At 43.4% G+C, this 25246-nt stretch carries 25 protein-coding genes; 21 read left to right on the plus strand and 4 right to left on the minus strand.

The annotated features are described in order from the left end of the window. Positions 1-42 precede the first annotated feature (42 nt). The 12 genes from I2432_RS03980 (at position 43) to lacD (ending at position 14344) form a co-directional block, all read left to right on the plus strand. A complete protein-coding gene (locus I2432_RS03980) occupies positions 43-432 on the plus strand; it encodes a cell wall elongation regulator TseB-like domain-containing protein (protein ID WP_043030657.1) in 390 nt (129 codons plus the stop codon). Next, the gene (locus I2432_RS03985; protein ID WP_012678162.1) at positions 429-1640 is read left to right on the plus strand and encodes a pyridoxal phosphate-dependent aminotransferase; all 1212 of its coding nucleotides are present in this window, start codon (positions 429-431) and stop codon (positions 1638-1640) included. Before I2432_RS03980 ends, I2432_RS03985 begins: the two co-directional genes overlap by 4 nt. A gap of 12 nt (positions 1641-1652) precedes the next feature. Further along, positions 1653-2999: an asparagine--tRNA ligase gene (gene asnS, locus I2432_RS03990; protein ID WP_012679348.1), complete on the plus strand. Its 1347-nt coding sequence runs from the start codon at positions 1653-1655 to the stop codon at positions 2997-2999. A 297-nt stretch (positions 3000-3296) separates the two neighbouring features. Then, on the plus strand, positions 3297-4319 hold the full coding sequence (locus I2432_RS03995) for an LPXTG cell wall anchor domain-containing protein (protein WP_206158994.1): 1023 nt from the start codon (positions 3297-3299) through the stop codon (positions 4317-4319). Positions 4320-4846: 527 nt separating this feature from the next. Then, complete coding sequence (gene rapZ, locus I2432_RS04000; protein ID WP_012515369.1) at positions 4847-5737, plus strand: RNase adapter RapZ; 891 nt, start codon at positions 4847-4849, stop codon at positions 5735-5737. Then, a complete protein-coding gene (locus I2432_RS04005; RefSeq protein WP_012679350.1) occupies positions 5734-6711 on the plus strand; it encodes a YvcK family protein in 978 nt (325 codons plus the stop codon). The genes rapZ and I2432_RS04005 overlap by 4 nt, the downstream gene beginning before the upstream one ends. Then, entirely contained in the window at positions 6708-7619 is a 912-nt protein-coding gene (gene whiA / locus I2432_RS04010) for a DNA-binding protein WhiA (protein ID WP_012679351.1), read from the plus strand. The genes I2432_RS04005 and whiA overlap by 4 nt, the downstream gene beginning before the upstream one ends. 361 nt (positions 7620-7980) lie before the next feature. After that, positions 7981-9378: a C69 family dipeptidase gene (locus I2432_RS04015; protein WP_126436569.1), complete on the plus strand. Its 1398-nt coding sequence runs from the start codon at positions 7981-7983 to the stop codon at positions 9376-9378. Between the two features lie 224 nt (positions 9379-9602). Next, the gene (locus I2432_RS04020) at positions 9603-11153 is read left to right on the plus strand and encodes a zinc ABC transporter substrate-binding protein AdcA (RefSeq protein WP_043030662.1); all 1551 of its coding nucleotides are present in this window, start codon (positions 9603-9605) and stop codon (positions 11151-11153) included. A gap of 270 nt (positions 11154-11423) precedes the next feature. Continuing rightward, a complete protein-coding gene (locus I2432_RS04025) occupies positions 11424-12152 on the plus strand; it encodes a GntR family transcriptional regulator (RefSeq protein ID WP_206156320.1) in 729 nt (242 codons plus the stop codon). Between the two features lie 11 nt (positions 12153-12163). Beyond that, a complete protein-coding gene (locus I2432_RS04030) occupies positions 12164-13339 on the plus strand; it encodes an SIS domain-containing protein (RefSeq protein WP_206156319.1) in 1176 nt (391 codons plus the stop codon). 9 nt (positions 13340-13348) lie between these two features. After that, complete coding sequence (gene lacD, locus I2432_RS04035) at positions 13349-14344, plus strand: tagatose-bisphosphate aldolase (RefSeq protein ID WP_206156318.1); 996 nt, start codon at positions 13349-13351, stop codon at positions 14342-14344. A 41-nt stretch (positions 14345-14385) separates the two neighbouring features. On the opposite strand, the gene I2432_RS04040 is transcribed toward lacD, so the two are convergent. Next, complete coding sequence (locus I2432_RS04040; protein WP_206158995.1) at positions 14386-15105, minus strand: GntR family transcriptional regulator; 720 nt, start codon at positions 15103-15105, stop codon at positions 14386-14388. A 139-nt stretch (positions 15106-15244) separates the two neighbouring features. Here I2432_RS04040 and I2432_RS04045 point away from each other — a divergent pair, with 139 nt between their 5' ends. The 5 genes from I2432_RS04045 to I2432_RS04065 are packed head-to-tail and all read left to right on the plus strand — an operon-like array spanning position 15245 to position 19648. Next, on the plus strand, positions 15245-17029 hold the full coding sequence (locus I2432_RS04045) for a glycoside hydrolase family 35 protein (protein ID WP_206158996.1): 1785 nt from the start codon (positions 15245-15247) through the stop codon (positions 17027-17029). Further along, entirely contained in the window at positions 17026-17511 is a 486-nt protein-coding gene (locus I2432_RS04050) for a PTS sugar transporter subunit IIB (protein ID WP_014622687.1), read from the plus strand. The genes I2432_RS04045 and I2432_RS04050 overlap by 4 nt, the downstream gene beginning before the upstream one ends. Before the next feature lie 45 nt (positions 17512-17556). Beyond that, positions 17557-18438: a PTS mannose/fructose/sorbose/N-acetylgalactosamine transporter subunit IIC gene (locus tag I2432_RS04055; RefSeq protein ID WP_206158997.1), complete on the plus strand. Its 882-nt coding sequence runs from the start codon at positions 17557-17559 to the stop codon at positions 18436-18438. Further along, positions 18425-19243: a PTS system mannose/fructose/sorbose family transporter subunit IID gene (locus tag I2432_RS04060; RefSeq protein ID WP_021320614.1), complete on the plus strand. Its 819-nt coding sequence runs from the start codon at positions 18425-18427 to the stop codon at positions 19241-19243. Before I2432_RS04055 ends, I2432_RS04060 begins: the two co-directional genes overlap by 14 nt. A 3-nt stretch (positions 19244-19246) precedes the next feature. Next, positions 19247-19648: a PTS sugar transporter subunit IIA gene (locus tag I2432_RS04065; protein WP_043983663.1), complete on the plus strand. Its 402-nt coding sequence runs from the start codon at positions 19247-19249 to the stop codon at positions 19646-19648. A gap of 106 nt (positions 19649-19754) precedes the next feature. On the opposite strand, the gene I2432_RS04070 is transcribed toward I2432_RS04065, so the two are convergent. From I2432_RS04070 to I2432_RS04080, 3 genes are all read right to left on the minus strand, one after another. Further along, the gene (locus tag I2432_RS04070) at positions 19755-20015 is read right to left on the minus strand and encodes a type B 50S ribosomal protein L31 (RefSeq protein WP_012515383.1); all 261 of its coding nucleotides are present in this window, start codon (positions 20013-20015) and stop codon (positions 19755-19757) included. 124 nt (positions 20016-20139) lie between these two features. Continuing rightward, the gene (locus tag I2432_RS04075) at positions 20140-21072 is read right to left on the minus strand and encodes a DHH family phosphoesterase (RefSeq protein ID WP_042670471.1); all 933 of its coding nucleotides are present in this window, start codon (positions 21070-21072) and stop codon (positions 20140-20142) included. 9 nt (positions 21073-21081) lie between these two features. Next, positions 21082-21510, minus strand: coding sequence for a GNAT family N-acetyltransferase (locus I2432_RS04080; RefSeq protein ID WP_043025613.1), 429 nt, complete (start codon positions 21508-21510; stop codon positions 21082-21084). A 256-nt stretch (positions 21511-21766) separates the two neighbouring features. Between I2432_RS04080 and add the strand changes: the two genes are divergently transcribed. The 4 genes from add (at position 21767) to I2432_RS04100 (ending at position 25128) form a co-directional block, all read left to right on the plus strand. Then, positions 21767-22792, plus strand: coding sequence for an adenosine deaminase (gene add / locus I2432_RS04085; protein ID WP_043983662.1), 1026 nt, complete (start codon positions 21767-21769; stop codon positions 22790-22792). A gap of 60 nt (positions 22793-22852) precedes the next feature. Beyond that, entirely contained in the window at positions 22853-23299 is a 447-nt protein-coding gene (locus I2432_RS04090) for a flavodoxin (protein ID WP_012678143.1), read from the plus strand. Positions 23300-23621: 322 nt separating this feature from the next. After that, entirely contained in the window at positions 23622-23915 is a 294-nt protein-coding gene (locus tag I2432_RS04095) for a chorismate mutase (protein WP_041785397.1), read from the plus strand. Then, a complete protein-coding gene (locus I2432_RS04100; RefSeq protein ID WP_206156916.1) occupies positions 23896-25128 on the plus strand; it encodes a chloride channel protein in 1233 nt (410 codons plus the stop codon). Before I2432_RS04095 ends, I2432_RS04100 begins: the two co-directional genes overlap by 20 nt. Positions 25129-25246 lie beyond the last annotated feature (118 nt).

Genomic DNA, 25246 nt, shown 5'->3' on the forward strand with positions numbered 1-25246 from the left:
TGTGCCAGCTTGGTCGTACTGCTTTGTCTTGGAGTGATGAGCATGTTTTATCTTGCTGTTCATGATCAATTTGACAAGAAATCAAGGCTAGCCGAGATAGCAAAATCAAGAACTGGTGTCATCTCAATTGACCATATTGATTGCTATCATGGCACTCAGAGCTACCTCAGTCTTTTTGGAAAAAACAAGGCAGGCAATACCATCATCGTCACAATAGAGGAGCAATCAGAGCAGCTCTTGCTTAGTCGCCCTAGCAATGGCATTAGTGCCAAGGAAGCACAGGAAATTGCCTATCAGGCCGGAGCAAGGGCCATTGAAGCAGTGACATTTGGGATTGAAAACCACAAGAGGATTTGGGAGGTGGCTGCTCAAAACGGCTACTATCTGATTGATTTCAAAACCGCAAAAGTGATCAAAAAGGAGGTTTTATGACCAAGCTATCAAGGCGCGTGTTAGCAATGGAAGAAAGCGTCACCCTAGCAGCAGGTGCTAGAGCAAAGGCATTAAAGGCTCAGGGACGCGATATTTTAAGCCTAACTCTGGGAGAGCCAGATTTTATAACACCGCAGCATATCCAAGAAAAGGCCATTGAGGCCATCACCACTGGTAAGGCAAGCTTTTACACTGTTGCTTCGGGGTTGCCGGAGCTCAAGGACGCCATTGCCGCCTACATGGAGCGGTCTTACGGCTATACTCCTACTAGGCAGGAGATTGTAGTGGGCGCAGGAGCCAAATACGTTTTGTATGCCTTTTTCATGGCTGTTTTAAATCCTGGTGATCAGGTGTTGATTCCGACCCCTTATTGGGTCTCTTATGCTGATCAGATAAAAATGGTGGACGGGGTGCCGGTCTTTGTACAGGGCTTGGAGGAAAATCAATTTAAGGTCACAGTAGAGCAGCTAGAGGCTGCCAGAACTGATCAAACAAAGGTTGTTTTGATCAATTCTCCGTCCAATCCAACTGGCATGATTTACAGCCGACAGGAGCTTGAAGCCATTGGCAATTGGGCTGTTCAGCATGATATTCTGATCCTGGCAGATGATATCTATGGTGCATTGGTCTACAATGGCAATCAATTTACTCCAATATCAGCCTTATCAGAGGCTATTCGTAGACAGACCATTACTGTAAATGGCGTTGCCAAGAGCTATGCGATGACAGGCTGGCGTTTGGGCTTTGCGGTCGGAGACACTGATATTATCGCTGCTATGGGTAAGATTATCGGGCAAACCACCTCTAATGTGACAACAGCGTCCCAATATGCAGCGATTGAGGCCTTTGGCGGTGACCAAACGTCAGTTGAGGAGATGAGACAGGCCTTTGAAGAGCGCCTCAATACCATTTATCCCCTGCTCAATCAAGTTCCTGGCTTTGAGGCTATTAAGCCCCAAGGAGCCTTTTATTTCTTTCCCAATGTCAAAAAAGCTATGGAGATGAAGGGCTTTACCGATGTGACAGCCTTTACTGATGCAATCCTAGAAGAGGTAGGACTGGCTGTTGTCAGCGGAGCTGGCTTTGGTGCTCCAGAAAATATCAGGCTAAGCTATGCCACTGATTTGGCAACCCTAAAAGAAGCTATCAGACGACTCAATCAGTTCATGACAACTGACAGCAGCCATGACAACAAAGAGAATGAATAGAAAAGAGACATTATGACCAAAAAATACGTTTCCATTATTGATGTTAAAGACCATGTAGGACAAGAAGTGACAGTTGGTGCTTGGGTCGCCAACAAGTCAGGCAAAGGGAAAATAGCCTTTTTGCAATTGCGTGATGGCTCAGCCTTTTTCCAGGCAGTTGCCTTTAAGCCAAACCTGATCCAAGCCTTTGGTGAGGAAGCAGGAGCAGCTAAGTTTGACACGATTAGGCATCTCAGCCAAGAAACCTCTGTCTTAGTAAAGGGCATTGTCAAAGAGGACGCTAGATCAAAATTTGGCTATGAGCTAGACATTACGGACCTAGAGGTTATTGGGGATTCCAAGGATTACCCAATCACCCCAAAGGAGCATGGGACAGACTTTCTCATGGATCACCGTCACCTTTGGCTGCGCTCTCGCAGGCAGGCAGCAATCATGCAAATCCGTAATGCCATCATCTATGCTTCCTATGAGTTTTTTGATCAAAATGGCTTCATCAAGTTTGATAGCCCGATTTTATCAGGCAATGCTGCTGAGAACACAACAGAGCTATTTGAGACAGATTATTTTGGCAATCCAGCCTTTCTCAGCCAATCAGGTCAGCTATACCTTGAAGCTGGTATGATGGCGCTTGGTCGCGTCTTTGACTTTGGTCCGGTATTTCGTGCCGAAAAATCAAAAACACGCCGCCACCTGACAGAGTTTTGGATGATGGACGCAGAATACCCCTTCTTATCCCATGAAGAATCCTTAGACCTACAGGAAGCCTATGTTAAGGCGATGATTCAGGGTGTGCTTGATCGTGCTCCACAGGCATTGGAGCTTTTAGAGCGTGATACAGAGTTGCTGAAAAGATACATTGCAGAGCCCTTCAAGCGTGTCTCCTACGACGATGCGATCAGCCTGCTTCAGGAGCACAGCACAGATGACGATGCCGACTACGAGCCAATTCAGCATGGCGATGACTTTGGCTCACCGCATGAAACCTGGATTTCCAATTATTTTGGTGTCCCAACCTTTGTCATCAACTACCCAGCTAGCTTTAAGGCCTTTTACATGAAGCCGGTTCCCGGCAATGAAGAGCGCGTGCTATGTGCGGACCTGCTAGCACCAGAGGGCTACGGTGAGATTATCGGAGGCTCGGTTCGTGAGGATAACTATGACAAATTGTTGGCGAAAATCAAGGCTGAAGGCCTAAATCCTGAGGATTATGACTTTTACCTTGACCTTCGCAAATATGGCTCAGTGCCGCATGCTGGTTTTGGACTTGGACTAGAGCGCATGGTGACCTTTGTTGCAGGTACCAAGCACATTCGTGAGGCTATTCCATTCCCACGCATGCTTCATCGCTTAAAACCATAATGACCCTATCAGCGTCCGCCATTGGGCGCTTTTTTGCTGCGCTGAGCAGTACTTAGAGCTCAAGCCTCCCAGTTAGACTTGGCAGAGCTGTAGCCCTTTGCTTGAGCTATTGTAGGCAAAGGTAGCACTGGATATAAAAATAATAAAATCAGACAACTGATATCAAAATTAAAAAAAAAAAAACGAAACATAGGAGGATCGGCGAGCTTATTAGTTTGGTACTAACCGCCATCATGCTATAATTGTTTTCACAAATAATTTAGAAATAGTTCATATTTCTATCATTAAAGGAGAGAGATGATGAATCGTAAAAAGCATACCAAACTCATTCGTAACTACAGTATCTGCTCAGCAGTGGCTGTCCTAGCAGCAGTTAGCTTGGGGACAGGTCAGCAAGTACAGGCTTCGGATTCCGTTCGATTTCCGAATGTGAGAGATTACATTCAGGAAGAGTATAATGGAGATGTTGAAAAATTATCTCGAAGTCTGCAAATTTATTTTGGTAATCTAAAAGAGTACATAGAGTTCCAATTTGAGAATCGAAATCAAGGTCCTGCCGGCCCTCAAGGCCCACGTGGAGAAACAGGCCCTGCTGGTCCCGCAGGACAACAAGGACAACCAGGAGAAGCTGGTCCCGCCGGTCCTCAAGGCCCAGCAGGACAACCTGGTGCTCAAGGACCTAAAGGAGATAAAGGTGACAAGGGTGATACTGGAGCTACCGGTCCTAAGGGTGATACTGGCGCAACAGGCCCTCAAGGCCCTGCTGGTCCAAAGGGTGAACGCGGTGAGCAAGGACCAAAGGGTGATCGTGGTGAGCAAGGACTAAAGGGCGATCGTGGCGAGCAAGGACCAAAGGGTGAACGCGGTGAGCAAGGGCCAAAAGGTGATCGTGGCGAACAAGGACCAAAGGGTGATCGTGGCGAGCAAGGACCAAAAGGTGATCGTGGCGAACAAGGACCAAAGGGTGATCGTGGCGAGCAAGGACCAAAAGGTGATCGTGGCGAACAAGGCCCAAAGGGTGATCGTGGCGAGCAAGGACCAAAAGGTGAACGCGGTGAGCAAGGACCAAAAGGCGATCGTGGCGAGCAAGGTCCAAAGAAGGAGCCAGAAAAAGACACCAAGCCATCAGTGCCAAAGGCACCAGATAATATGGCTGCACCAAAGGCTCCGGAGAAGAAGAACCCTAAAGCACCGGCTCCTAAGTCAGCTCCAAAGGCATCATTGCCATCAACAGGAGACACTAGCCAATCATTTGTTGCAGCAGCCCTTGGCCTTATCGCTAGCGCGGGCTTGCTAGTCTTCAAAAGAAAGAAAAATTAAGCTAGCTAAAGACTGTAAACAAGTCTCAACTGTCACAGCAAGCCTCTTTGACATCTTGCAGATAAAGAGAACCTCTTAGCGAATAAAGTGAACCTAAAGTCAGAGCTTCTGCTGTGCTAGCAGTAGCTTATCTCCCTGAAACAATCAGTCATGCTAAAGCATTGAGCCTTAGTTGCAAGGCTTAGGTGTGACCTTTCAAAGGAAGCTGCTTTTGCCTGTATCACTTTAGGAAGATATCTAAAAGAGACGCTTGTTTCACACTGAAGCTAAGCTAGCTTTTCCTATGACAACTATCCTATAACAATAAACTCCAAACAAAAGAGAGGTCAAATGAGATCTCTCTTTTGCTTAGCTTTAGGATGGATAGGCTTAAAGGCAGCTCTGTCTCTTGATTAAGAAGTCCTTGCTGATAGAGTCTGTCTTAGCCGGGCTTATATGGTATAATACCTAATGGAGATAAGAAAAGCTCTTAAGAAATAGAGTTTCATCTATTGTTACAGGAGTGATCAAGTGAAAGGAGATGCTAAATGTCAGATAAACAAATCAATTTGGTTATTGTTACAGGAATGAGTGGTGCCGGCAAAACAGTTGCCATTCAATCATTTGAGGATTTGGGGTATTTTACTGTTGACAACATGCCACCAGCTTTAGTGCCTAAGTTTTTAGAGCTGCTTGAGAGGACCAATGAAACCCAAAAGGTTGCTCTGGTGGTGGATATGCGCAGCAGACGCTTTTTCAAGGAGATTAATTCGATCTTAGATCATATTGAGCTAAATGCCAACCTCAAGCTACGGATCCTCTTTCTTGACGCGACTGATAGTGAGCTAGTATCACGCTATAAGGAAACAAGAAGAAGTCACCCTCTGGCTGCTGATGGTCGGGTGCTTGACGGCATTAGGCGAGAAAGAGAGCTGTTAGTTCCGCTTAAGAGCATGAGTCAGCATGTGGTCAATACCACCGATCTAACCCCAAGACAACTGCGTAAGGTGATTTCGGATCAGTTTTCAAGTGAGTCAGACCAAGCCTCATTTAGAATTGAGGTGATGAGCTTTGGCTTTAAATATGGCCTCCCCTTAGATGCGGACCTTGTCTTTGATGTGCGCTTTTTGCCTAATCCTTATTATCAGGTGGCGCTAAGAGAGCAGACAGGGCTTGATCAGGCTGTTTTTGATTATGTGATGACTCATCAAGAGTCAGAGGCCTTTTATAATCATTTGTTAGGCTTGATCGTTCCTATTTTGCCTGCTTATCAAAAGGAAGGCAAATCAGTGCTAACCATTGCTATTGGCTGTACAGGTGGTCAGCATAGAAGCGTCGCCTTTGCCCATCGCTTGGCCCAAGACTTGACAGCAGATTGGCCGCTGCATGAGAGTCATCGGGACATCAATCGTCGTAAGGAAACGGTAAATCGCTCATGAGAAATCCTAAAATAACGGTGATAGGAGGAGGAACAGGTATTCCTGTTATCCTAAAAAGCCTTCGTAAGGAGGCAGTTGACATTACTGCTGTGGTCACTGTTGCTGATGATGGCGGGTCATCTGGTAAGCTGCGCAATGCCATGCAGCTTACCCCACCAGGTGATTTGCGCAACGTCTTGTTGGCTATGAGTGACATGCCTAAGTTTTATGAGCGTGTGTTTCAGTATCGTTTTAATGAGGCAGATGGTGCTCTAGCTGGTCATCCTCTAGGCAATTTAATTATCGCAGGTATTTCTGAGATGCAGGGGTCCACCTATAACGCTATTCAGATTTTGACGAAATTTTTCCATATCACCGGCAAGATTTTTCCCTCAAGCGAGCAGCCTTTGACATTGCATGCTGTCTTTAAGGACGGTCATGAGGTGTCAGGAGAAAGCTCTATTGCCAGCTACCAGGGCATGATTGATCATGTCTATGTGACCAATACCTACAACGATGACCTGCCAAAAGCCAGTCGGAAGGTGGTTGAGGCTATTCTCCAGAGTGACATGATTGTGCTTGGTCCTGGTTCCTTGTTTACCTCCATTTTGCCCAATCTTGTGATTCCAGAGATCAAAGAAGCCCTGAGAGTAACCAAGGCAGAGGTGGTTTATATCTGTAATATTATGACCCAATATGGTGAGACAGAGCAATTTTCCGATGCGGATCATGTTGCGGTTTTAAATCAGCATCTGGGCAGGGACTTAATTGACACTGTTTTGGTTAATGTTGAGCAGGTGCCAAAAAGCTATATGAATTCCAACCAATTTGACGAATATCTGGTCCAAGTAGAGCATGACTTTGCAGGTCTGTGTAAGACCGCAAAGCGTATCATCTCGTCTAATTTTCTGCGTTTGGAGAATGGTGGAGCCTTTCATGACGGGCACTTGGTTGTAGAAGAATTAATGAACCTAGTTAGGATAACCAAGCTATGAGTTTTACGACAACTGTTAAAGAAGAATTGATTCATTTATCTGCTTCTGATCAAACAGAATTATCAGCAATCATCAAGCTGGCTGGTAGCCTAGGCTTGGCTAATCAGAGCTTGAATTTGTCTATCACAACTGAAAACGCTAAGATTGCTCGCTACATCTATGCGCTTATCGAAGACACCTATCATATCATTCCAGAAATCAGGTACCATCAAAAGACCAATTTGAAAAAAAATCGTGTCTATACGGTTTATTTGGATAAGCAGGTGGATAAGCTCTTAGCGGATTTAAAGCTGGCAGATTCTTTTTTTGGCATTGAGACAGGTATTGAGCAGCAGGTCATGTCAGATGATGATGCCGGTCGTGCCTATCTCAAGGGGGCTTTTTTAGCGGCAGGGACTGTGAGGGATCCAGAATCTGGCAAGTATCAGCTAGAGATCTACTCCGTCTATTTAGACCATGCTCAGGATTTGGCCCAGCTCATGCATAAGTTCATGCTAGATGCCAAGGTTATCGAGAGAAAAAATGGTGCAGTAACCTATTTGCAAAAGGCTGAGGATATCATGGATTTTCTCATTATTATTGGTGCCATGTCCTGTAAGGAGGAGTTTGAGGCTGTTAAGCTTTTGCGTGAGGCGAGAAATGACATCAATAGGGCCAATAATGCAGAGACTGCTAATATTGCTAAAACCATCACCGCCAGCATGAGAACCATTAATAATATTATCAAAATCATGGATACGATTGGCTTAGACAGCCTGCCAGTTGAGCTGCAGCAGATTGCCCAGATGAGAGTAGCCAACCCAGACTATTCTCTTCAACAAATCGCAGATTCGCTTGACTTTGCCATCACCAAGAGTGGGGTCAACCATCGCCTACGAAAAATCAATAAGCTGGCAGAGGATTTATAAAGACAGCTTAGCCTTTTTCAGGCTGATAAAAAAGGGGGTAAGGTGATACGAACAAGCCGCCTTTTAAGAGATGTCTTGTCAAGCTTTTTATAGGCTGTTGATGGAGTGCCCTCTAAGGACTGTTGTTACTGTCATTCCAACAGGCTATCTGGTTTTGGAATGACTTGACTTACTAATAAGCTTTTCTAATGGCTGACTGACAACGATTAGTGATATAGTTAAGGCTTATCATGATTCAATAAGAGGTCTTGGCCTCTTTTTTGCTTGTCGGAATTATTTTTTTAGGCTTTTCTTACAAATGAGAGGATAATGTGACAATCTGTGGTATGATATTAGTAATGAATACAAAGGAGAACAAATCATGTCATGCACAACTATTCTTGTCGGTAAAAAAGCGACCTATGATGGATCAACAATCGTTGCTCGTACAGAGGATTCACAAAATGGGGAATTTACCCCTAAAAAAATGACAGTTGTTAGACCAAAAGACCAACCTAGACACTATCAATCTGTCTTGTCTAGCTTTAGCATGGAGCTGCCTGATCAGCCGATGGCTTATACCTCGGTGCCTGATGCCCTAGGAAAGGACGGTATCTGGGGAGAAGCAGGTGTCAATACCCTCAATGTCGCTATGTCAGCAACTGAGACCATTACTTCAAATGCCCGCGTTCTTGGAGCAGATCCTCTTGTTTCCTCTGGTATTGGAGAAGAGGACATGCTGACCTTGGTGCTTCCTTATATTCGTTCTGCAAGAGAGGGTGTTCTTCGTTTGGGAGCTATCCTAGAAGCATACGGTACTTATGAGGCTAACGGTGTTGCCTTTTCTGATGAGCATGAGATTTGGTGGCTGGAAACAATAGGTGGTCATCATTGGATTGCAAGGCGCGTTCCTGATGATGCTTATGTCACTAATCCCAACCAGTTTGGCCTTGATCACTTTGAATTTAACAATCCAGAGGAATACCTGTGTTCCAAGGATTTAAAGGACTTTATTGCCAAATACCATCTGGATTTGACCTATAGCAATGAGCATTTCAACCCTCGCTACGCCTTTGGCAGCCAAAGGGATAAGGATCGTCATTACAATACACCACGCGCTTGGATTATGCAGCAATACTTTAATCCGGAGCTTCTGCAGGATCCACGCAGCTTTGAGCTTCCTTGGTGCCAAAGACCTTATCGCAAGGTGACCATTGAAGACGTTAAATACGTGCTTAGCAATCATTATCAGGATACCCCTCATGACCCTTATGGTTCAGAGGGGACGCCTACTAGTCGAAAATCTTTCAGGCCGATTGGTATTAACCGTACGAGTCAGACTGCTATCTTACATATCCGTCCCAACAAGCCTAAGGAAATTGCTGCCATTCAGTGGATGGCCTATGGTTCGATGCCCTTTAATACAATCGTTCCGCTATTCACACAGGTCAAGACTATTCCGGATTATTTTGCAAATACTGTTGAAAATGTTTCCACAGACAATTTCTATTGGACCAATCGCTTGATTGCAGCTCTGGCTGATCCTCACTTCAAGCACCATGAAGCAGATTTGGAGGACTATCTCGAAAAAACAATGGCCAAGGGTCATGCCATGTTGCATGCTGTTGAAGCAGCGCTAGTAAAAGGTCAGCCGGTTGACCTAGAAGAGGCCAACCAAGGCATGAGTGATGACATTCAGGCAGAGACACAGGCTCTGCTCAATAAGATCCTCTTTGATGCCAGCAATCTCATGACCAATCGCTTTAGCCTAAGTGACTAAATAATCTCAATAGTCAAACGAGCTCATATCATCATAGATATGGGCTCTTAGCTTGAAAAGGATAGTACCGCCAGGCTAATGGTAATGATGAGTCCAGTTAGGGTAAAAAAAGAGCACTCAGCTAATGCAAAAAAAGTAAAAAACTTGCAAAAGAATGATATTGTGTTATACTTAACCAGTAAATATTAAGAGCTATTTGCGATATGATATATAGAGGAGGAATCATGAAAAAGAAGTATCTTTTAATGATGAGTGTGCTCAGTGTCTTTTTTGCAGGACAGATCAGTCAAGCAAAACAGGTCCTAGCAGATAGTAAGGTCAAGATTGTCACCACCTTCTATCCTGTTTATGAATTTACCAAAGGCGTTGTCGGAGGTGAGGGAAATGTGTCTATGCTGATGAAGGCAGGAACAGAGCCTCATGATTTTGAGCCGTCAACAAAGGACATCAAAAAGATCCAAGATGCTGATGCCTTTGTTTATATGGACGATAATATGGAAACTTGGGTCCCTGATATGAAGAAATCACTGACTTCTAAGAAGATTACGGTGATTAAGGGAACAGGAGACATGCTGCTGGTAGCTGGCGCTGGTCACAGCCACGAGCATGACCATGACGATGCCGATAAAAAGCATGATCATGACCACGACGAGGAAGGGCACAGCCATGCTTTTGATCCACACGTGTGGTTGTCACCTTATCGCAGCATCACCGTTGTCGAAACAATTCGTGATGGTCTGTCTAAGGCCTATCCTGAAAAGGCTGACCACTTCAAGTCTAATGCTGCTGCTTATATTGAAAAGCTCAAGGAATTAGATAAGGAGTATAGTGACGCTTTTTCAGCTGCCAAGCAAAAGAGCTTTGTGACTCAGCACGCAGCCTTTGGCTATATGGCGCTTGATTATGGCTTGAACCAAATCTCAATCAATGGTGTCACACCAGATACGGAGCCTTCAGCTAAACGCATTGCAGAGCTATCAAAATACGTCAAAAAATATGACATTAACTACATTTATTTTGAAGAAAATGCTTCAAGCAAGGTTGCCAAAACCCTAGCCAAGGAGGCTGGTGTCAAAACAGCTGTTCTTAGCCCACTTGAAGGCTTAACAGAAAAGGACATGAAGGCCGGCAAGGATTACTTTACTGTTATGCGTGAAAACCTCAAAACCCTACGCTTAACAACTGATGTAGAAGGAAAAGAAATTCTTCCAGAAGAGGACACAACTAAGACTGTTTACAATGGCTACTTCAAGGATAAGCAGGTCAAAGACCGCAAATTGTCTGATTGGTCTGGTAATTGGCAATCTGTTTACCCTTTCCTTCAAGACGGTACATTAGACCAGGTCTGGGATTACAAGGCCAAAAAATCTAAAGGCAAGATGACCGCAGCTGAATACAAGGACTATTACACTACTGGCTATCAGACAGATGTCAGCCATATCAAGATTAATGGTAAGAAAAACACCATGACCTTTGTTCGTAACGGTGAAAAGAAAACCTTTACTTATAAGTACGCTGGTAAAAAGATTCTAACCTATCCAAAGGGCAATCGTGGTGTGCGCTTCATGTTTGAAGCTAAGGAGCCAGACGCTGGTGAATTTAAGTATGTTCAGTTCAGTGACCATGCCATCGCACCAGGTAAGGCGGAGCATTTCCACCTATATTGGGGTGGTGACAGCCAAGAAAAGCTTCACAAGGAGCTAGAGCACTGGCCAACTTACTATGATGCAGACCTATCAGGTCGTGCCGTTGCCCAAGAAATCAATGCTCATTAATCACTCAAAAGACTAGGCAGTTCAATCGGCCTAGTTTTTTCTTGTCTTAGTTGCTGTATAGGACCTAAATGCTGATAGCTGGTCTTAAGATTTGTTTTTAATTTTTCTAACTATATTTAGGTTTTATTTGTTTGTTAATACCAAATCCATTGTTTTAGGGATTGTATAGCATTAATATATGAAATATTTTAATATTTTTCAAAAAAGTGTTGACTTTTAAGCTGTAATATAATATCATTTAAGTGGTTATAACAAGTTAGGGGTATTAGTATGATAAAGGAGCAGCCACTCTACTTACAAATTGTTGATGTATTAGAGGTCAAAATTAGAAATACCATGTCAGCTAATGATAAATTGTTGTCCGAACGAGAGCTAAGTGACTTATTTGGTGTTAGTCGGATAACCATCAGATTGGCACTTAAGGAGCTAGAACTGCGTGGGCTTATTTACAAACAGCAGGGCAAGGGGACCTATGTATCTGGCATAAAGGAGCCTGCTACAGACCTGTCCTCAGCCTATAGCTTTACCGAAGAGATGACAAAGCAAGGGCGTAAGCCTCAAACAGTCATTCTTTCATTTGAAAAAATCAAGACCACAGCATACTTGTCTGGTATGTTAGATTTAGATGTTGATACTGATGTTTTTGAGCTAGAGCGTCTAAGGATTGCAGATGGAAAGCCATTAATGTTTGAGCGTACTTATATACCTGAAAGGGGATTTGAGGGGCTAACCAGTGATTTATTGGAAAAAAAGCCCTTATATGATGTGTTTGCTGAGGATTTTCAGGAAGCTATCCGATTAGCTGATGAGGAGTTTTATGCTAGTATCGCCCTAGATTATGAAGCAAAGCTATTAGGGATCAAAAAAGGAGATCCTGTGCTGCATATTATGCGCAAGACCTATAATGAGAAAAATAGGCTAATCGAATTTACCTTTAGCATTGCTAGAGCAGACCAGTTTAGGTACCGTATCCAGCACCACCCTAGCAAGAAGATATAGGAGGCAAGAGAATGTTTACAAAAACACAAGCAGAATTAGAGCTACTTGGCGCAGCTATCACCACTAGAGAAATCAAGCAGCAGCCAGAGCTATGGTCTGAGGTCTTTGAGTCTTTTCTGAAGCAAAAAAAAGACCTCTTAGCCTTTTTTGACAGGATTATTGAAAGCGCTAACAGAAACAAGGTAAAAATTATTTTTACAGGAGCTGGAACCTCTGAATACATTGGCAATACCATTTGTCATTATTTGGAGATGACTGGTGACAGGGAAAATTATTTATATTACAGCATTGCTTCCACAGACCTTGTTGCAGCTCCAAGCCAGTATCTCTTTGAAGAGGATACAGTCGTGCTTGTTTCCTTTGCAAGAAGTGGCAATAGTCCTGAAAGTGTCGCTGCTGTTAGTCTTGTTAATCAGCTGGTGTCAAATCCTTATCATTTGGTGATAACCTGTGCCAAAGAGGGGGCCTTAGCTCAAAATGCTAAGAAGGACCAAAGGAGCTATTTATTCTTGATGCCTGAGGCCTCAAATGACGCTGGCTTTGCTATGACGGGAAGCTTTAGCTGCATGATGCTAGCGGCCTTGTTGATTTTTGATCAAGCGCATTCCCTTGAGGAGAAAAAATGCTATTTAGATCAGATTGTAGGTATGGTGGCAGCTATTATTCAGCAGGAGGTTGATTTACAAAAGCTGGTTAGCTTAGAGTTTCAACGTTTGGTTTATCTGGGATCAGGAGCCTTAGCGGGGCTTACGCAAGAGGCTCAATTGAAGATTTTAGAATTAACAGCTGGCAAAATTGCAACAGTCTATGACTCCTCTATGGGCTTTAGACATGGTCCAAAGTCGTTTATTGATCATCAGACGCTGGTTATTGGCTTTGTCAGCAACGATCCTTATACAAGAAGGTATGATCTTGATGTTTTAGAAGAGATAAGAGAGGACGCTATTGCTGTTGATACGCTTGCATTACAGCAGCAAGGAAGCGAGGGCTTTGGTGGGCATTGCTTTGACTTAGACTCGTCAATGCTATTGCCAGATGCTTATTTGGCCTTTCCGCTTGTTTTTATCGCTCAAACAATTGCTTTGCTGTCGTCTATTAAGGTTAATAATTTACCAGATACCCCTTCAGCCACAGGAACGGTTAACAGGGTTGTCCAAGGTGTTAAGATTTATCACTATTGTAGGTAGGAGAACAAGATGTACCATTTATCAAAAGCTAAGTATCGTCTTCTTGAAAAGGTCAGTCGTAAGGGAATCATTTCGGCCTTGGCCTTTGATCAACGCGGGGCTTTAAAGCGCATGATGGCAGCCCACCAAGACACAGAGCCAGCCCCTTGGCAAATCGAAGCCCTAAAGGCTCTGGTATCAGAGGAGCTAACCTCCTATGCTTCCTCTATCCTGCTAGACCCTGAATATGGCCTGCCAGCCACCAAGGTGCGTGATGAGAAGTCTGGCTTATTATTAGCCTATGAACAAACCGGCTATGACACAACCACCACTAGCCGCCTGCCAGATTGTCTGGTGGATTGGTCAGTCAAGCGCCTCAAGGAGGCTGGGGCTGACGCAGTGAAGTTCTTGCTTTACTATGATGTTGATGGAGATGAATACATTAACCAGCAAAAGCAGGCCTATATTGAGCGTATCGGCTCAGAATGTCAGGCAGAGGAGATACCATTTTTCCTTGAGCTATTGACCTATGATGAGGCTATTTTAGACAATCAGAGTGTAGCCTTTGCCAAGCTAAAGGCACACAAGGTTAATGAAGCCATGAAGGTCTTTTCAGCTGAGCGCTTTGGAGTTGATGTCCTAAAGGTAGAGGTCCCTGTCAATATGGCCTATGTTGAGGGCTTTGCAGAGGGTGAGGTTGTTTACAGCAAAGAGGAGGCTATGCAGGCCTTTCGTGACCAAGAGGCAGCTAGTCACTTGCCCTATATTTATTTGAGTGCGGGTGTATCAGCTGGTCTGTTTCAAGAGACCTTGGTTTTTGCGGCAGAGGCAGGAGCTAGGTTCAATGGTGTGCTGTGTGGTAGGGCCACTTGGTCAGGAGCAGTAGCAGTGTACATGTCAGAGGGCGAGGAGGCAGCGCGTCAATGGCTTCGCACAGAGGGTTTTGAAAATATTGATCGTCTCAATCAGGTGCTTGAGAAAACAGCCAGCCCTTGGACGACAAAGCTTACTCTTGAGGAAGCCTAGTAAAGGCATGATAAAAGCAATGCCAGGACATTGCTTCTGTATTATTGGTAATCACTGGAGGACAAGGCGTACTTGAAAAATTGCCAGTGCTTGTAGGACTCGGTGTACTCTAGGATACGGCCATTGTCTATCGACCGAGTGAGCTTGGTTTGAAGGACACAAGGAGTGCTGTCTATCACATTTAAAAATGTAGCGACATCTTCAGGCATGTGATCTGTCAGCTGTGTTTGCTGGGTGAAGCTTTGTGACCGCATTTGAATGTGATAATCCAAAAAGAAGCGCTTATAAAGCGACTGGTAGTCAGCTAAATCACGCTCAGGGCACAGCAGGTAATCATGAGGAATATAAGATAGCTGGTATAAATAGGGCTGCTGATTAATCGTTCGTGTACGAGAGATGGTGTAGTAAAACTCAGTTTTATGAAGCTTCAAGAGGTTCAGATAGTAGGGATCGTTTCCCTTAATCACACTAAGGACAGTCATCTCTTCTTTTTGCTCCTTAAAGGTATTGAGATAGGAAAATTGGACTAGCTGTTCTTTTCTGGTACGGGTAATGAAGGTTCCAAGTCCCTGCCTTCTTCTGATAAAGCCTTCTTTTTCTAATTCCTTCAGGGCTCGAATAATGGTTATGGAGCTAACATGAAAGCGTTTAATCAGCTCAGCCTCGGTATAAAATTTGTCCCCGGTATGGTAGTGGCCATTCAGAATTTGGTTTTGTAATTCTTCTTTGATTAGTCGGTATTTTGGGTATTTGATGTTCATAGTTACTCACTCAATAATTGTTTAGTACGATTATAGCAAAAATAGCAAGCTGATGTCATATCTTACCAGTTATTGCTCAGATAGCTTGTCAATAAGCCATTGATCAAAGGCTGATGGTTAATGAATAAAAGGAGATAATATGAAGCAATTTTGCATAAAGGAGCAGTTTTACCTTGATGGCAAGCCGTTTAAGATATTATCAGGTGCCATTCATTACTTTAGGATAGCTCCTGATAGCTGGTCTAGGGTGCTTTATCAGCTGAAGGCCTTAGGCTTTAATACAGTAGAAACCTATATTCCTTGGAATATGCATGAGCCAAGGAAGGGACAGTTTACCTTTGAGGGGATTGTAGATGTTGAGGCATTTTTGGATTTGGCACAGGAATGTGGCCTATATGCTATTGTCAGACCCTCTCCTTATATCTGTGCTGAATGGGAGTTTGGTGGTTTACCGGCTTGGCTATTAACTGAAAATTGTAGGCTCAGATCAAGCGATGAGGTCTTTCTTAAGCATGTATCAGATTATTATGATGTGTTACTACCAAAGCTGGTGAAGCGTCAGTTAGATAATGGCGGCAATATTCTGATGTTTCAGCTTGAAAATGAGTATGGTTCTTATGGTGAAGAAAAGGCTTATTTAAGAAAATTAAAAGAGCTTATGCTTGCTAAAGGCATTAGTGCCCCTCTCTTTACCTCAGATGGGCCTTGGTCAGCCACGCTAGCATCAGGGAGTCTGATTGACGATGATGTTTTTGTGACAGGCAACTTTGGATCAAATGCTTCAAAGCAATTTGCCAGCATGCAGGATTTTTTCCAAGCACATCAAAAGCAATGGCCTCTGATGTGTATGGAATTCTGGTTGGGCTGGTTTAATCGCTGGAATGAGCCAATCATTCGAAGGGACCCCAAGGAAGCTGTTGATGCAATCATGGAAGCTATAGAGCTAGGCAGCATTAACCTTTATATGTTTTGTGGTGGCACTAATTTTGGCTTTATGAATGGCTCGTCAGCTCGTCTGCAAAAGGATTTACCACAGATAACCTCCTATGATTACGACGCATTACTAGATGAGGCAGGAAACCCAACAAAGAAATATACCCTGCTGCAAGAACGTCTCAAGGAGCGTTACCCCCAATTATCCTTTGCAGAGCCAATGATTAGTTCTACGATGGCCTTAGAGTCTATCAAGCTGTCGGCAAGGGTTAGTCTTTTTAAGACAATCAAAAATGTAAGCGCTCTTAAGAAGAGCTTTTATCCCTGCAATATGGAGGAGCTAGGTCAGCCAACGGGCTACCTACTGTATAGAACGCACCTCGCTAGACATAGCAAGGAGGAGCGGCTCAGGGTCATTGATGCTAGAGACCGCATTCAGCTCTTTTTAGATGAAAAGCACGTGAAAACCCAGTATCAGGAGGAAATCGGTCAGGATATATTGATACATCAAGAGGGTGAGACCACACAGCTTGATATTTTAGTCGAAAATATGGGACGTGTCAGCTATGGGCACAAGTTGACAGCACCAAGCCAACAAAAAGGATTAGGCAGAGGCTTAATGGCTGACTTGCATTTTGTAGGTGATTGGGAGCATTTTCCGCTAGATTTTCAAGAGCTGGATTGGATTGATTTTTCTGCAGGTTGGACCGATGGGGTGCCAGGATTTTATGCCTATGATTTTGATTGTCAGCAGCCGGCAGATACCTATCTTGATTTGAGTCAATTCGGAAAAGGAATTGCCCTTGTAAATGGTGTTAACCTAGGACGTTTTTGGAAGGTCGGTCCAACATTATCGCTTTATATTCCTAAAGGGCTATTAAAGCAAGGTCAAAATAGACTGTTGATATTTGAAACCGAAGGGCAGTTTAGTGAGTCAATTCGTTTAACTAAGGAACCAATTTATAATGATATAAAAGGAGAAAACTTATGACAATTGTTGCAGCACGTATTGACGGCCGGTTAATTCATGGTCAAGTAGCCAATCTCTGGACGACAAAGCTAAACATTAGCCGTATCATGGTGGTCGATAATGAGGTGATTAGCAATGACCTTGAAAAAACAGCACTGAAGCTAGCCACACCTAGTGGTGTTAAATTATCTATCTTATCCGTTGAAAAAGCAGCCAACAATATTTTGGAGGGCCGCTATGATTCTCAACGCTTGTTGATAGTAGCCAGAAAGCCGGATAGCTTTTTAGGGCTGATTCAAAAAGGGGTTACTATTTCAGAGTTAAATGTCGGCAATATGTCACAGACGCCAGAGACTCGTCCGGTAACGCGTTCCATTAACGTTGTAGACGAGGATATAGAGGCATTCAAGGCTATTTCAGCCAAAGGGTGTCATCTCATTGCCCAAATGGTACCCAATGATGCCCCAGCAGACTTTATGCAGCTGTTGGATAAGGTTGATTAAGATGTGTCAAATCAAAAACGAATCTGTTTCAGGAGGTAAAAGCTTATGATTCAATGGTGGCAAATCCTATTATTAACACTCTACTCAGCTTATCAAACATTAGATGAGCTAACAATTGTCTCTTCTGCAGGCTCACCTGTATTTGCAGGATTTATTTCAGGTATCATCATGGGAGATGTGCAAACCGGTCTTTGGATTGGTGGTAGCCTTCAATTGATGGTGCTTGGTGTTGGGACCTTTGGAGGAGCTTCGCGTATCGATGCAACCTCTGGTGCGGTTATTGCGACAGCCTTCTCGGTTGCTCAAGGCATAGAGCCAGAATTAGCGATTTCAACCATTGCAGTTCCGGTAGCGGCCTTGCTGGTTTATACTGATATTCTAGGACGCTTTTCAACGACCTTCTTTGCTCACCGTATTGACCGCCATGTTGAAAACTTTAACTACCGAGGCATTGAGCGTGATTACCTTATGGGAGCTGTACCTTGGGCCCTATCACGTGCTCTGCCGGTATTTTTAGCGGTCTCTTTAGGTGGTGGTGCGGTTGATACAGTTGTTAAGTTCATTGACCATTATGAATGGCTAGCAAATGGTCTAACTCTTGCAGGAAAAATGCTTCCAGGCTTGGGCTTTGCGATCTTGCTTCACTACCTACCAGTTAAACGTAATCTCCATTATCTGGCTTTAGGTTTTGGCTTGACAGCAATGTTAACAACCATTTACACCAACCTTCAGGTAGCTGGAGGCGCCCTTGCAGGAGTAGCCAAGGATTTCAATGCTGCGCCATTCAAGGGACTACCAATGATTGGTATTGCTATTATTGGACTTGCCTTGGCAACCCTCCATTATAAAAACGGTCAACAAGCACCTGTAGCTGAACAAAAAACTGGGGTATCAGAAAGTGGGGAAATTGAAGATGACGAAATCTAATTATAAATTAACCAAACAGGATTTTAATCAGATCAATAAACGCAGCCTGTTCACATTCCAATGGGGCTGGAACTATGAGCGTATGCAGGGCTCTAGCTATCTTTATATGATTTTGCCACAGCTTCGTAAGATTTATGGCGATGGGACTCCAGAGCTAAAAGAAATGATGAAGACGCACACGCAGTTTTTTAACACATCAAATTTCTTTCATACGATTATCACAGGAATTGACTTGGCGTTAGAGGAAAATGAAGGCCTTGCCTCAAAAGATGCTGTTAATGGGATCAAAACAGGCTTAATGGGACCATTTGCTCCAATTGGTGATTCGGTTTTTGGCTCCTTAGTACCAGCTATTATGGGCTCTATAGCTGCAGGTCTTGCTAAAGAAGGGGTTTGGTCAGGGATTACTGGCGTATTGATGTGGGTATGTACTCAGATGATCATCAATGTGTTTCGTTGGAAGCAGCTTGAAATTGCTTATAAAGAAGGTACAAAGCTCGTCACCACCATGCGTGATAAGCTAACCGCTGTAGTAGATGCAGCCTCAGTCATGGGAGTATTCATGGTAGGGGCCTTAATTGCAACGATGATTAATTTTCAGTTTACCGCAGCACCCAAAATTGGTGAGAAGGTTATCAATATTCAAGATTTAATTGATACCATTTTTCCACGTCTAGTTCCAGCCTTATTTACCGGAGCCATCTTCTGGTTGCTAGGGCGTAAGGGCATGTCACCAACTAAAGCAATTGTTGTGATTATTTTATTTGCCTTAGTGATGTCTTATTTCAATATTTTAGGAGTATAGCTGATGGCACAAACCTTAATTCTCATTAGTCATGGAGCCTTTTGTCGAGAGCTAAAAAAGAGTACAGAAATGATTATGGGGCCACAGGACAATATTCTAACAGCAGAACTGCTGCCCAACGAAGGTGCCGATGACTTTAAAGAAAAGCTTTTAAAGCTAATTGCAGGCTTAGATGATGTTCTTGTATTTGCAGATTTGATGGGTGGAACACCCTGTAACGTTGCCAGTCGTTTGTTAATGGAAGGACATCAATTTGAGCTGTACGCAGGCATGAATATGCCAATGGTCATTGGTTTCATTAATGCCTGTTTGATCGGTGAACAGCTTGATTTCAAAGCCTTTGCCTGTGACAATATCCACCATGTCAATACCCTCATCTCAGCCCTAGCAGATGATGACGACTAACCAAGCTCGTTTATTTGTTTCGCACCTATCGGAGTGAAACGGACTGAAAGTTGCATAAGCAAAAAAGACACTGCCTGAATTTGGCAGTGTCTTTGCTGTAAGCTTATTATTTTGCTGCATTCGCGTCTTTGAGACCGTATTTTTTGTTGAAACGATCCACACGTCCATCGGCTTGCGTAAACTTTTGACGACCTGTATAGAATGGGTGTGAGTCTGATGAAATTTCTACACGAACAAGAGGATAAGTTTCCCCTTCAAACTCAATGGTTTCTTTAGAGGTCTTAGTTGAACCGCTAAGGAATTTGTAGCCTGTAGTTGTATCAAGGAAAACAACTGGACGATAATCTGGATGAATGTCTTTTCTCATCTTAAAAAAGTTCCTTTCTGCCATGATACTGTCCGTATCATAGTTATTAACTATTCTAGTTTAACAAAAGTTAGTAAGCTTGACAAGCTTTTTCTATCACTATTCATCAATAAGATGATAAGTCTTATGTTAAGAGATCAATCAGCTCTTGGTAGATTTGCTCATTTTCCTCTAAGCCTGATGACGTGGCACCGCTAGCAAGAGGGTGCCCGCCTCCTTGATGACGCTTAGCAATACCATTGATGACCTTTTCTTTACTGCGCATGCGTACTCGGTACTGGCCATCTGGCAGCTCAACAAAGATAACCCAAGCCTGCACCACGTCTATTTTTCCAGGAGCAGAGACAATTGCTGAGCTTTCTGCCAAGCTAATACCAAAGGAATTTAGGACCTTCTGACTAAGCAGTAGGCGGGCTGCACCACTGTCATCTATATCAAGCTGCTCAAAAACATAGCCTTGTAGCTTGGCAATTTTAAGTGGAAAGGAGTCCATCTGCCTCGAAATAGCAGCAAAGTCAAAGGCATAGTTTCTTAATTGACTTGCAATGGCCAGTGTTTTGCTGCTTGTGGAGGCATAGAGAAAGCGCCCTGTATCTCCCACAATGCCAGTATATAATAGTCTAGCTGCCTCATCAGTTAAAGCCAATCCTTGGCTAAAGGCAAATTCAGCAATAATCTCACTAGCACTTGAGGTCTTGGTGTCAACGTAGGAGAGATCACCATAGACATCATCGTTAGGGTGATGATCAATTTTAATGAGGCAAGCGCCCATTGTGTAGCGCTCATCATCAATGCGGGGGCGATTGGCAGTATCTGTAACAATCACTAAAGCTTCCTTATAATCATCGTCGGACACCTGATCCATGAGACTAATCCAAGCCAGACTAGGCTCATCAAAGCCTGTTATCAGGACCTTTTTGTCAGGGAAATTATGCCTGATAATCTCTTTAAGTCCTGCTTGGCTCCCTAGAGCATCTGGATCGGGGTTTTGGTGCCGATGAATGATGATGGTTTGATAGTGCTTAATGTGTTCTAAAATAGTTTGAAACGTTGTCATAGGTATCCTTTAGTTTTTGATCATATCAATGTGAGGAATATTGTCTTCCAGATAAATCTCAGAGACTGCTTTAAACCCAAATGAGCTGTAAAAAGGCTCAAGATAAGCCTGCGCTTGAGCGTAGACGGGAAGCTTTGGAAAGTGCTGTTGACAATAGGCTAAGGCTTGATGAACTAAGTCACGTCCTAGTCCTGTTCGCCTTGCCTTTTGTGCTACCAGTACTCGTCCCAGCTTTATGCTATTGTCAGTTGGGATTAAGCGACAATAGGCCCTAAGCTCTGAATCAACCTGCTTGAAAAGATGGATAGCTTTTTGATCCAAATCGTCAATATCAGGATAGGGACATTGCTGCTCAACCACAAAAACTGCCACACGCTCTTTATAGATGGCAAACAATTCATCTCTTGTTAACTGATCAAATGCTTTAACAACCCACATTAGCTAGCCTCCAAAATCACTGGTACAATTTCCTTTATGATAACATAATAGCATATATCAGCCATAATGGAACGAAAAAAGCCTGTCTCTTAATGGACGATGTCATGATGATAATCAAATCTTGCCCCAAAAGCTGCTAATTTTCATGGGTATAGAAAAATGCGGTCCTTCCGTTGCTTTTTGAGAAAATGCTCACTTGCTTTTTGGCAATTTTTTGGTATCATACTAAAAAATAGACTTAATAAGGAGATACAGCTTGGAAACAAAAGATTTAAAGAAGCTTGCTAAAGCTGAGCTGCACTGCCATTTAGACGGTTCTTTGTCATTAGACACTATTCGTCAATTGGCGGCTTTGGCGCAGGTAGATGTTCCTCAAGATGATTCTGAGTTAAAGCAGCTGGTAACCGCACCGGAAACCTGCGAATCCTTGATGGATTATTTAAAAACCTTTGATGTTATCAGACCATTATTACAAACGCCTCAGGCTTTAACATTGGCTGCTTATGATGTTGTGAAGCAGGCTGCCCTTGAAAATGTCATCTACATTGAAATTCGATTTGCTCCTGAGCTATCAATGGATCAGGGGCTGACCGCTACTCAGGTGGTAGAGGCAGTCCTAAAAGGGCTTGAGCAAGGACAAAAAGAGTTTGGCATTGTCGCTAAGGCTATTGTGTGTGGCATGCGTCAGTCCTCACTAGACATTAGCAGAGAGATTTTTGCAAATGTCTTAGAGTGGGCCAACAAAGGCTTGGTAGGCTTTGATTTTGCAGGCAACGAGCTGGACTTTCCTCCAGCTGTCTTAGCAGATTTGATCAAAGAGACGCAGGCCTATGGGTTACCATTTACGCTTCACGCTGGTGAGTGTGGCTGTCCAAACTATATTGTTGATGCTATTGATTTAGGTATCAAACGCTTAGGGCATGTGACGGCCATTCATAACCAAAAGGATTTATTGGCCAAGTTTATCGCCAATGATGTGACAGCAGAGCTGTGCTTCACGAGTAATCTACAAACCAAGGCTGCTAGGACTGTTGAGGACTTTCCTTATATGCAGCTAAGGCAGGCTGGCGCTAAATTATCCATTAACACAGACAATCGGACAGTATCAGATACTAACCTGACAAAGGAATACGAACTGTTTGTCAAGCATTTTGAGACAAGCGTCTCAGACTTTTTGGAACACAATCGTGATGCAATTAAGGCCAGCTTTGCCAGTCCAGCTGAAAAAGAAGCTTTATTGGCTCGTTTGGACAAGGCCTATCAGTCTTACATCAAGAAATGATGCTTTTCTTGGCAAAGTATGATAAAATATACTGACATTTAGTTATTTTGGGAGGAAATTATGGCATTAGCCAAAATCGTTTATGCCAGCATGACAGGAAATACTGAGGAAATTGCTGATATTGTTGCTAATAAATTGCAAGAGTTGGGACATGATGTTGAGGTTGATGAGTGTACAACAGTTGATGCTTCAGAGCTTGAGGCTGCTGATATGGCAATCGTTGCGACCTATACCTACGGTGATGGGGACTTACCAGATGAGATTGTCGACTTTTATGAGGATTTGCAGGACTTGGATTTGTCAGGCAAGATCTACGGTGTCGTGGGCTCTGGTGATACCTTTTATGATTATTTTTGCAAATCAGTTGATGATTTCGACGAGCAGCTAGCTGCCACTGGTGCCACTAAGGGAGCTGATTCGGTCAAGGTTGATTTAGCTGCTGAGGAAGAGGATATTGCTCGCCTAGAATCCTTTGCTGAGCAAATGTCCCAGGCATTAGAGCCATAAGTAAGATTTTGATATAGGATTGGTAAAAATGTCAGTGGTGGCTTGCGTTTTTAATCGCCAAATGCATGAAAAACTGATATTTTCTGATCGTTTTGTCATGACTATGTGCTCTTTTTCAAGAAAAGTCATGGCATTATTAACCTGAATGCAAACAATTGATAGTGTCAAAATGTTGATCATATCTAAAAAATGCATGTGACTAGAAAGCAGTTACATGCATTTTCGTTATGCGTATGATGTGAGGCATTTTGGGGGTTACTTGCTTACTGAGCTGAAATTCACTATAATAAAAAGATAAATAAAAGAAGAAGTTAGGTGAATGATGGGATTAGAGACCATACGACAAGATATTAATGCTGTTGATCGTCAGTTGATCGCTTTGCTGGAAAAGAGAATGGCCTTGGTTGACCAAGTAGCGGCCTATAAGCAGGTACATGATGTGCCAGTGCTTGATCAAGAGCGAGAGGCTGAGGTTTTAAGGAGCGTGTCACAGCAGATTCGGCATAAGGCCTTTGAGCCTGCCATTCTTGAGCTATTTAAGGCGATTATGGCAGCATCAAGGCGTTATCAGGCTGAGCAAATAGCGGTTGGTTCAAATGATGATGAAGCCTATTAAAAACAATCAAGACATCAGTATAGGGGATAATGTTTATTTGGCTCTTGCAGCCCTGCTTGTTGGGGTGATGGTAGGTGTGATAGATACTGTTTTTGGACAAGGCTTATTGCTCTTGTCTGCTATTCGTGACGCTCATCTCATTTACCTGTTACCCTGCTTAGCTCTTGCTGGACTTGTGATTGTGTTCTTATATGAACAGTATGGCCAAATCGCTAAGCAAGGAATGGGATTAGTGTTTGATGTGGGGCATGGTGAAAAAGCAAAACTGCCACTGGTGTTGATTCCGTTGATTATCCTCTCAACCTGGCTAACGCATTTATGTGGAGGCAGTGCTGGTCGTGAAGGCGTAGCGGTTCAAATTGGAGCAACAGTGTCACATTTTTTGGGACGTTTTAGCCATCTTAAGGACAAATCTCAGCTATTTTTAGTCATGGGCATGGCCGCAGGCTTTGCAGGCTTATTTCAAACGCCAATGACAGCGGTTGTTTTTGCCTTAGAGGTCTTATTGTTAGGAAATATAAGCTATTTAGCCTTGCTGCCTTCTCTTATAGCAGCTTTTACTGCCTCTTGGACCTCCCATTGCCTAGGCTTAGAAAAATTTTCAGTCCCGATAGCCAAGGCCTTGAAAATCACCCCGATAACCTTTGGGAAATTAGTGCTACTAGGCCTTATTTTTGGCTTGGCTGGTAACCTTTTTGCCTTCTTATTGGCAAGGGCTAAGCCATATATTGCAGCAAGGCTGTCAAATCCCTATTATCGTGTGTTGCTTGTTGGTAGCATTTTATCGCTTAGCCTGCTGCTGTGCCATTACGGGCGCTATAGTGGCCTAGGCGCTAACTTAATTACATCGGCCTTTAGTCACCAGACTATTACTAATTATGATTGGCTGTTAAAGCTCTTGTTTACCATTATTACTCTCTCGGCTGGCTTTCAGGGGGGTGAGGTCACGCCACTTTTTGCTATTGGTGCGGCTTTAGGAATTGTCTTAGCACCATGGCTTGGCTTGCCAGCTCAGCTGGCTGCAGCTCTTGGCTATGCTGCGGTCTTTGGCAGTGCTACCAATACCTTTTTAGCCCCGATATTTGTTGGATTAGAAGTTTTTGGTGCAACAAACGCAGCCGCTTATTTTATCGTGATGGCCTTTGCCTATATGGTGAGCCGCAGGTATTCAATCTACACTAAGCAAAGGGTGACCACTAGCATCGCTTCCTAGTGCTTTGATCAGTTTTTTGGGGGAAATAGCTTTACAAGTAAGGCTTATTTTGTTAAAATGAATTTCGTGTGTAATGGACGCACAAAAATTACGGCTAATCCGCTAAGACTCGCGCTTA

The organism is Streptococcus equi subsp. zooepidemicus (assembly GCF_015689395.1).
Classification (GTDB): Bacteria; Bacillota; Bacilli; order Lactobacillales; family Streptococcaceae; genus Streptococcus; species Streptococcus equi.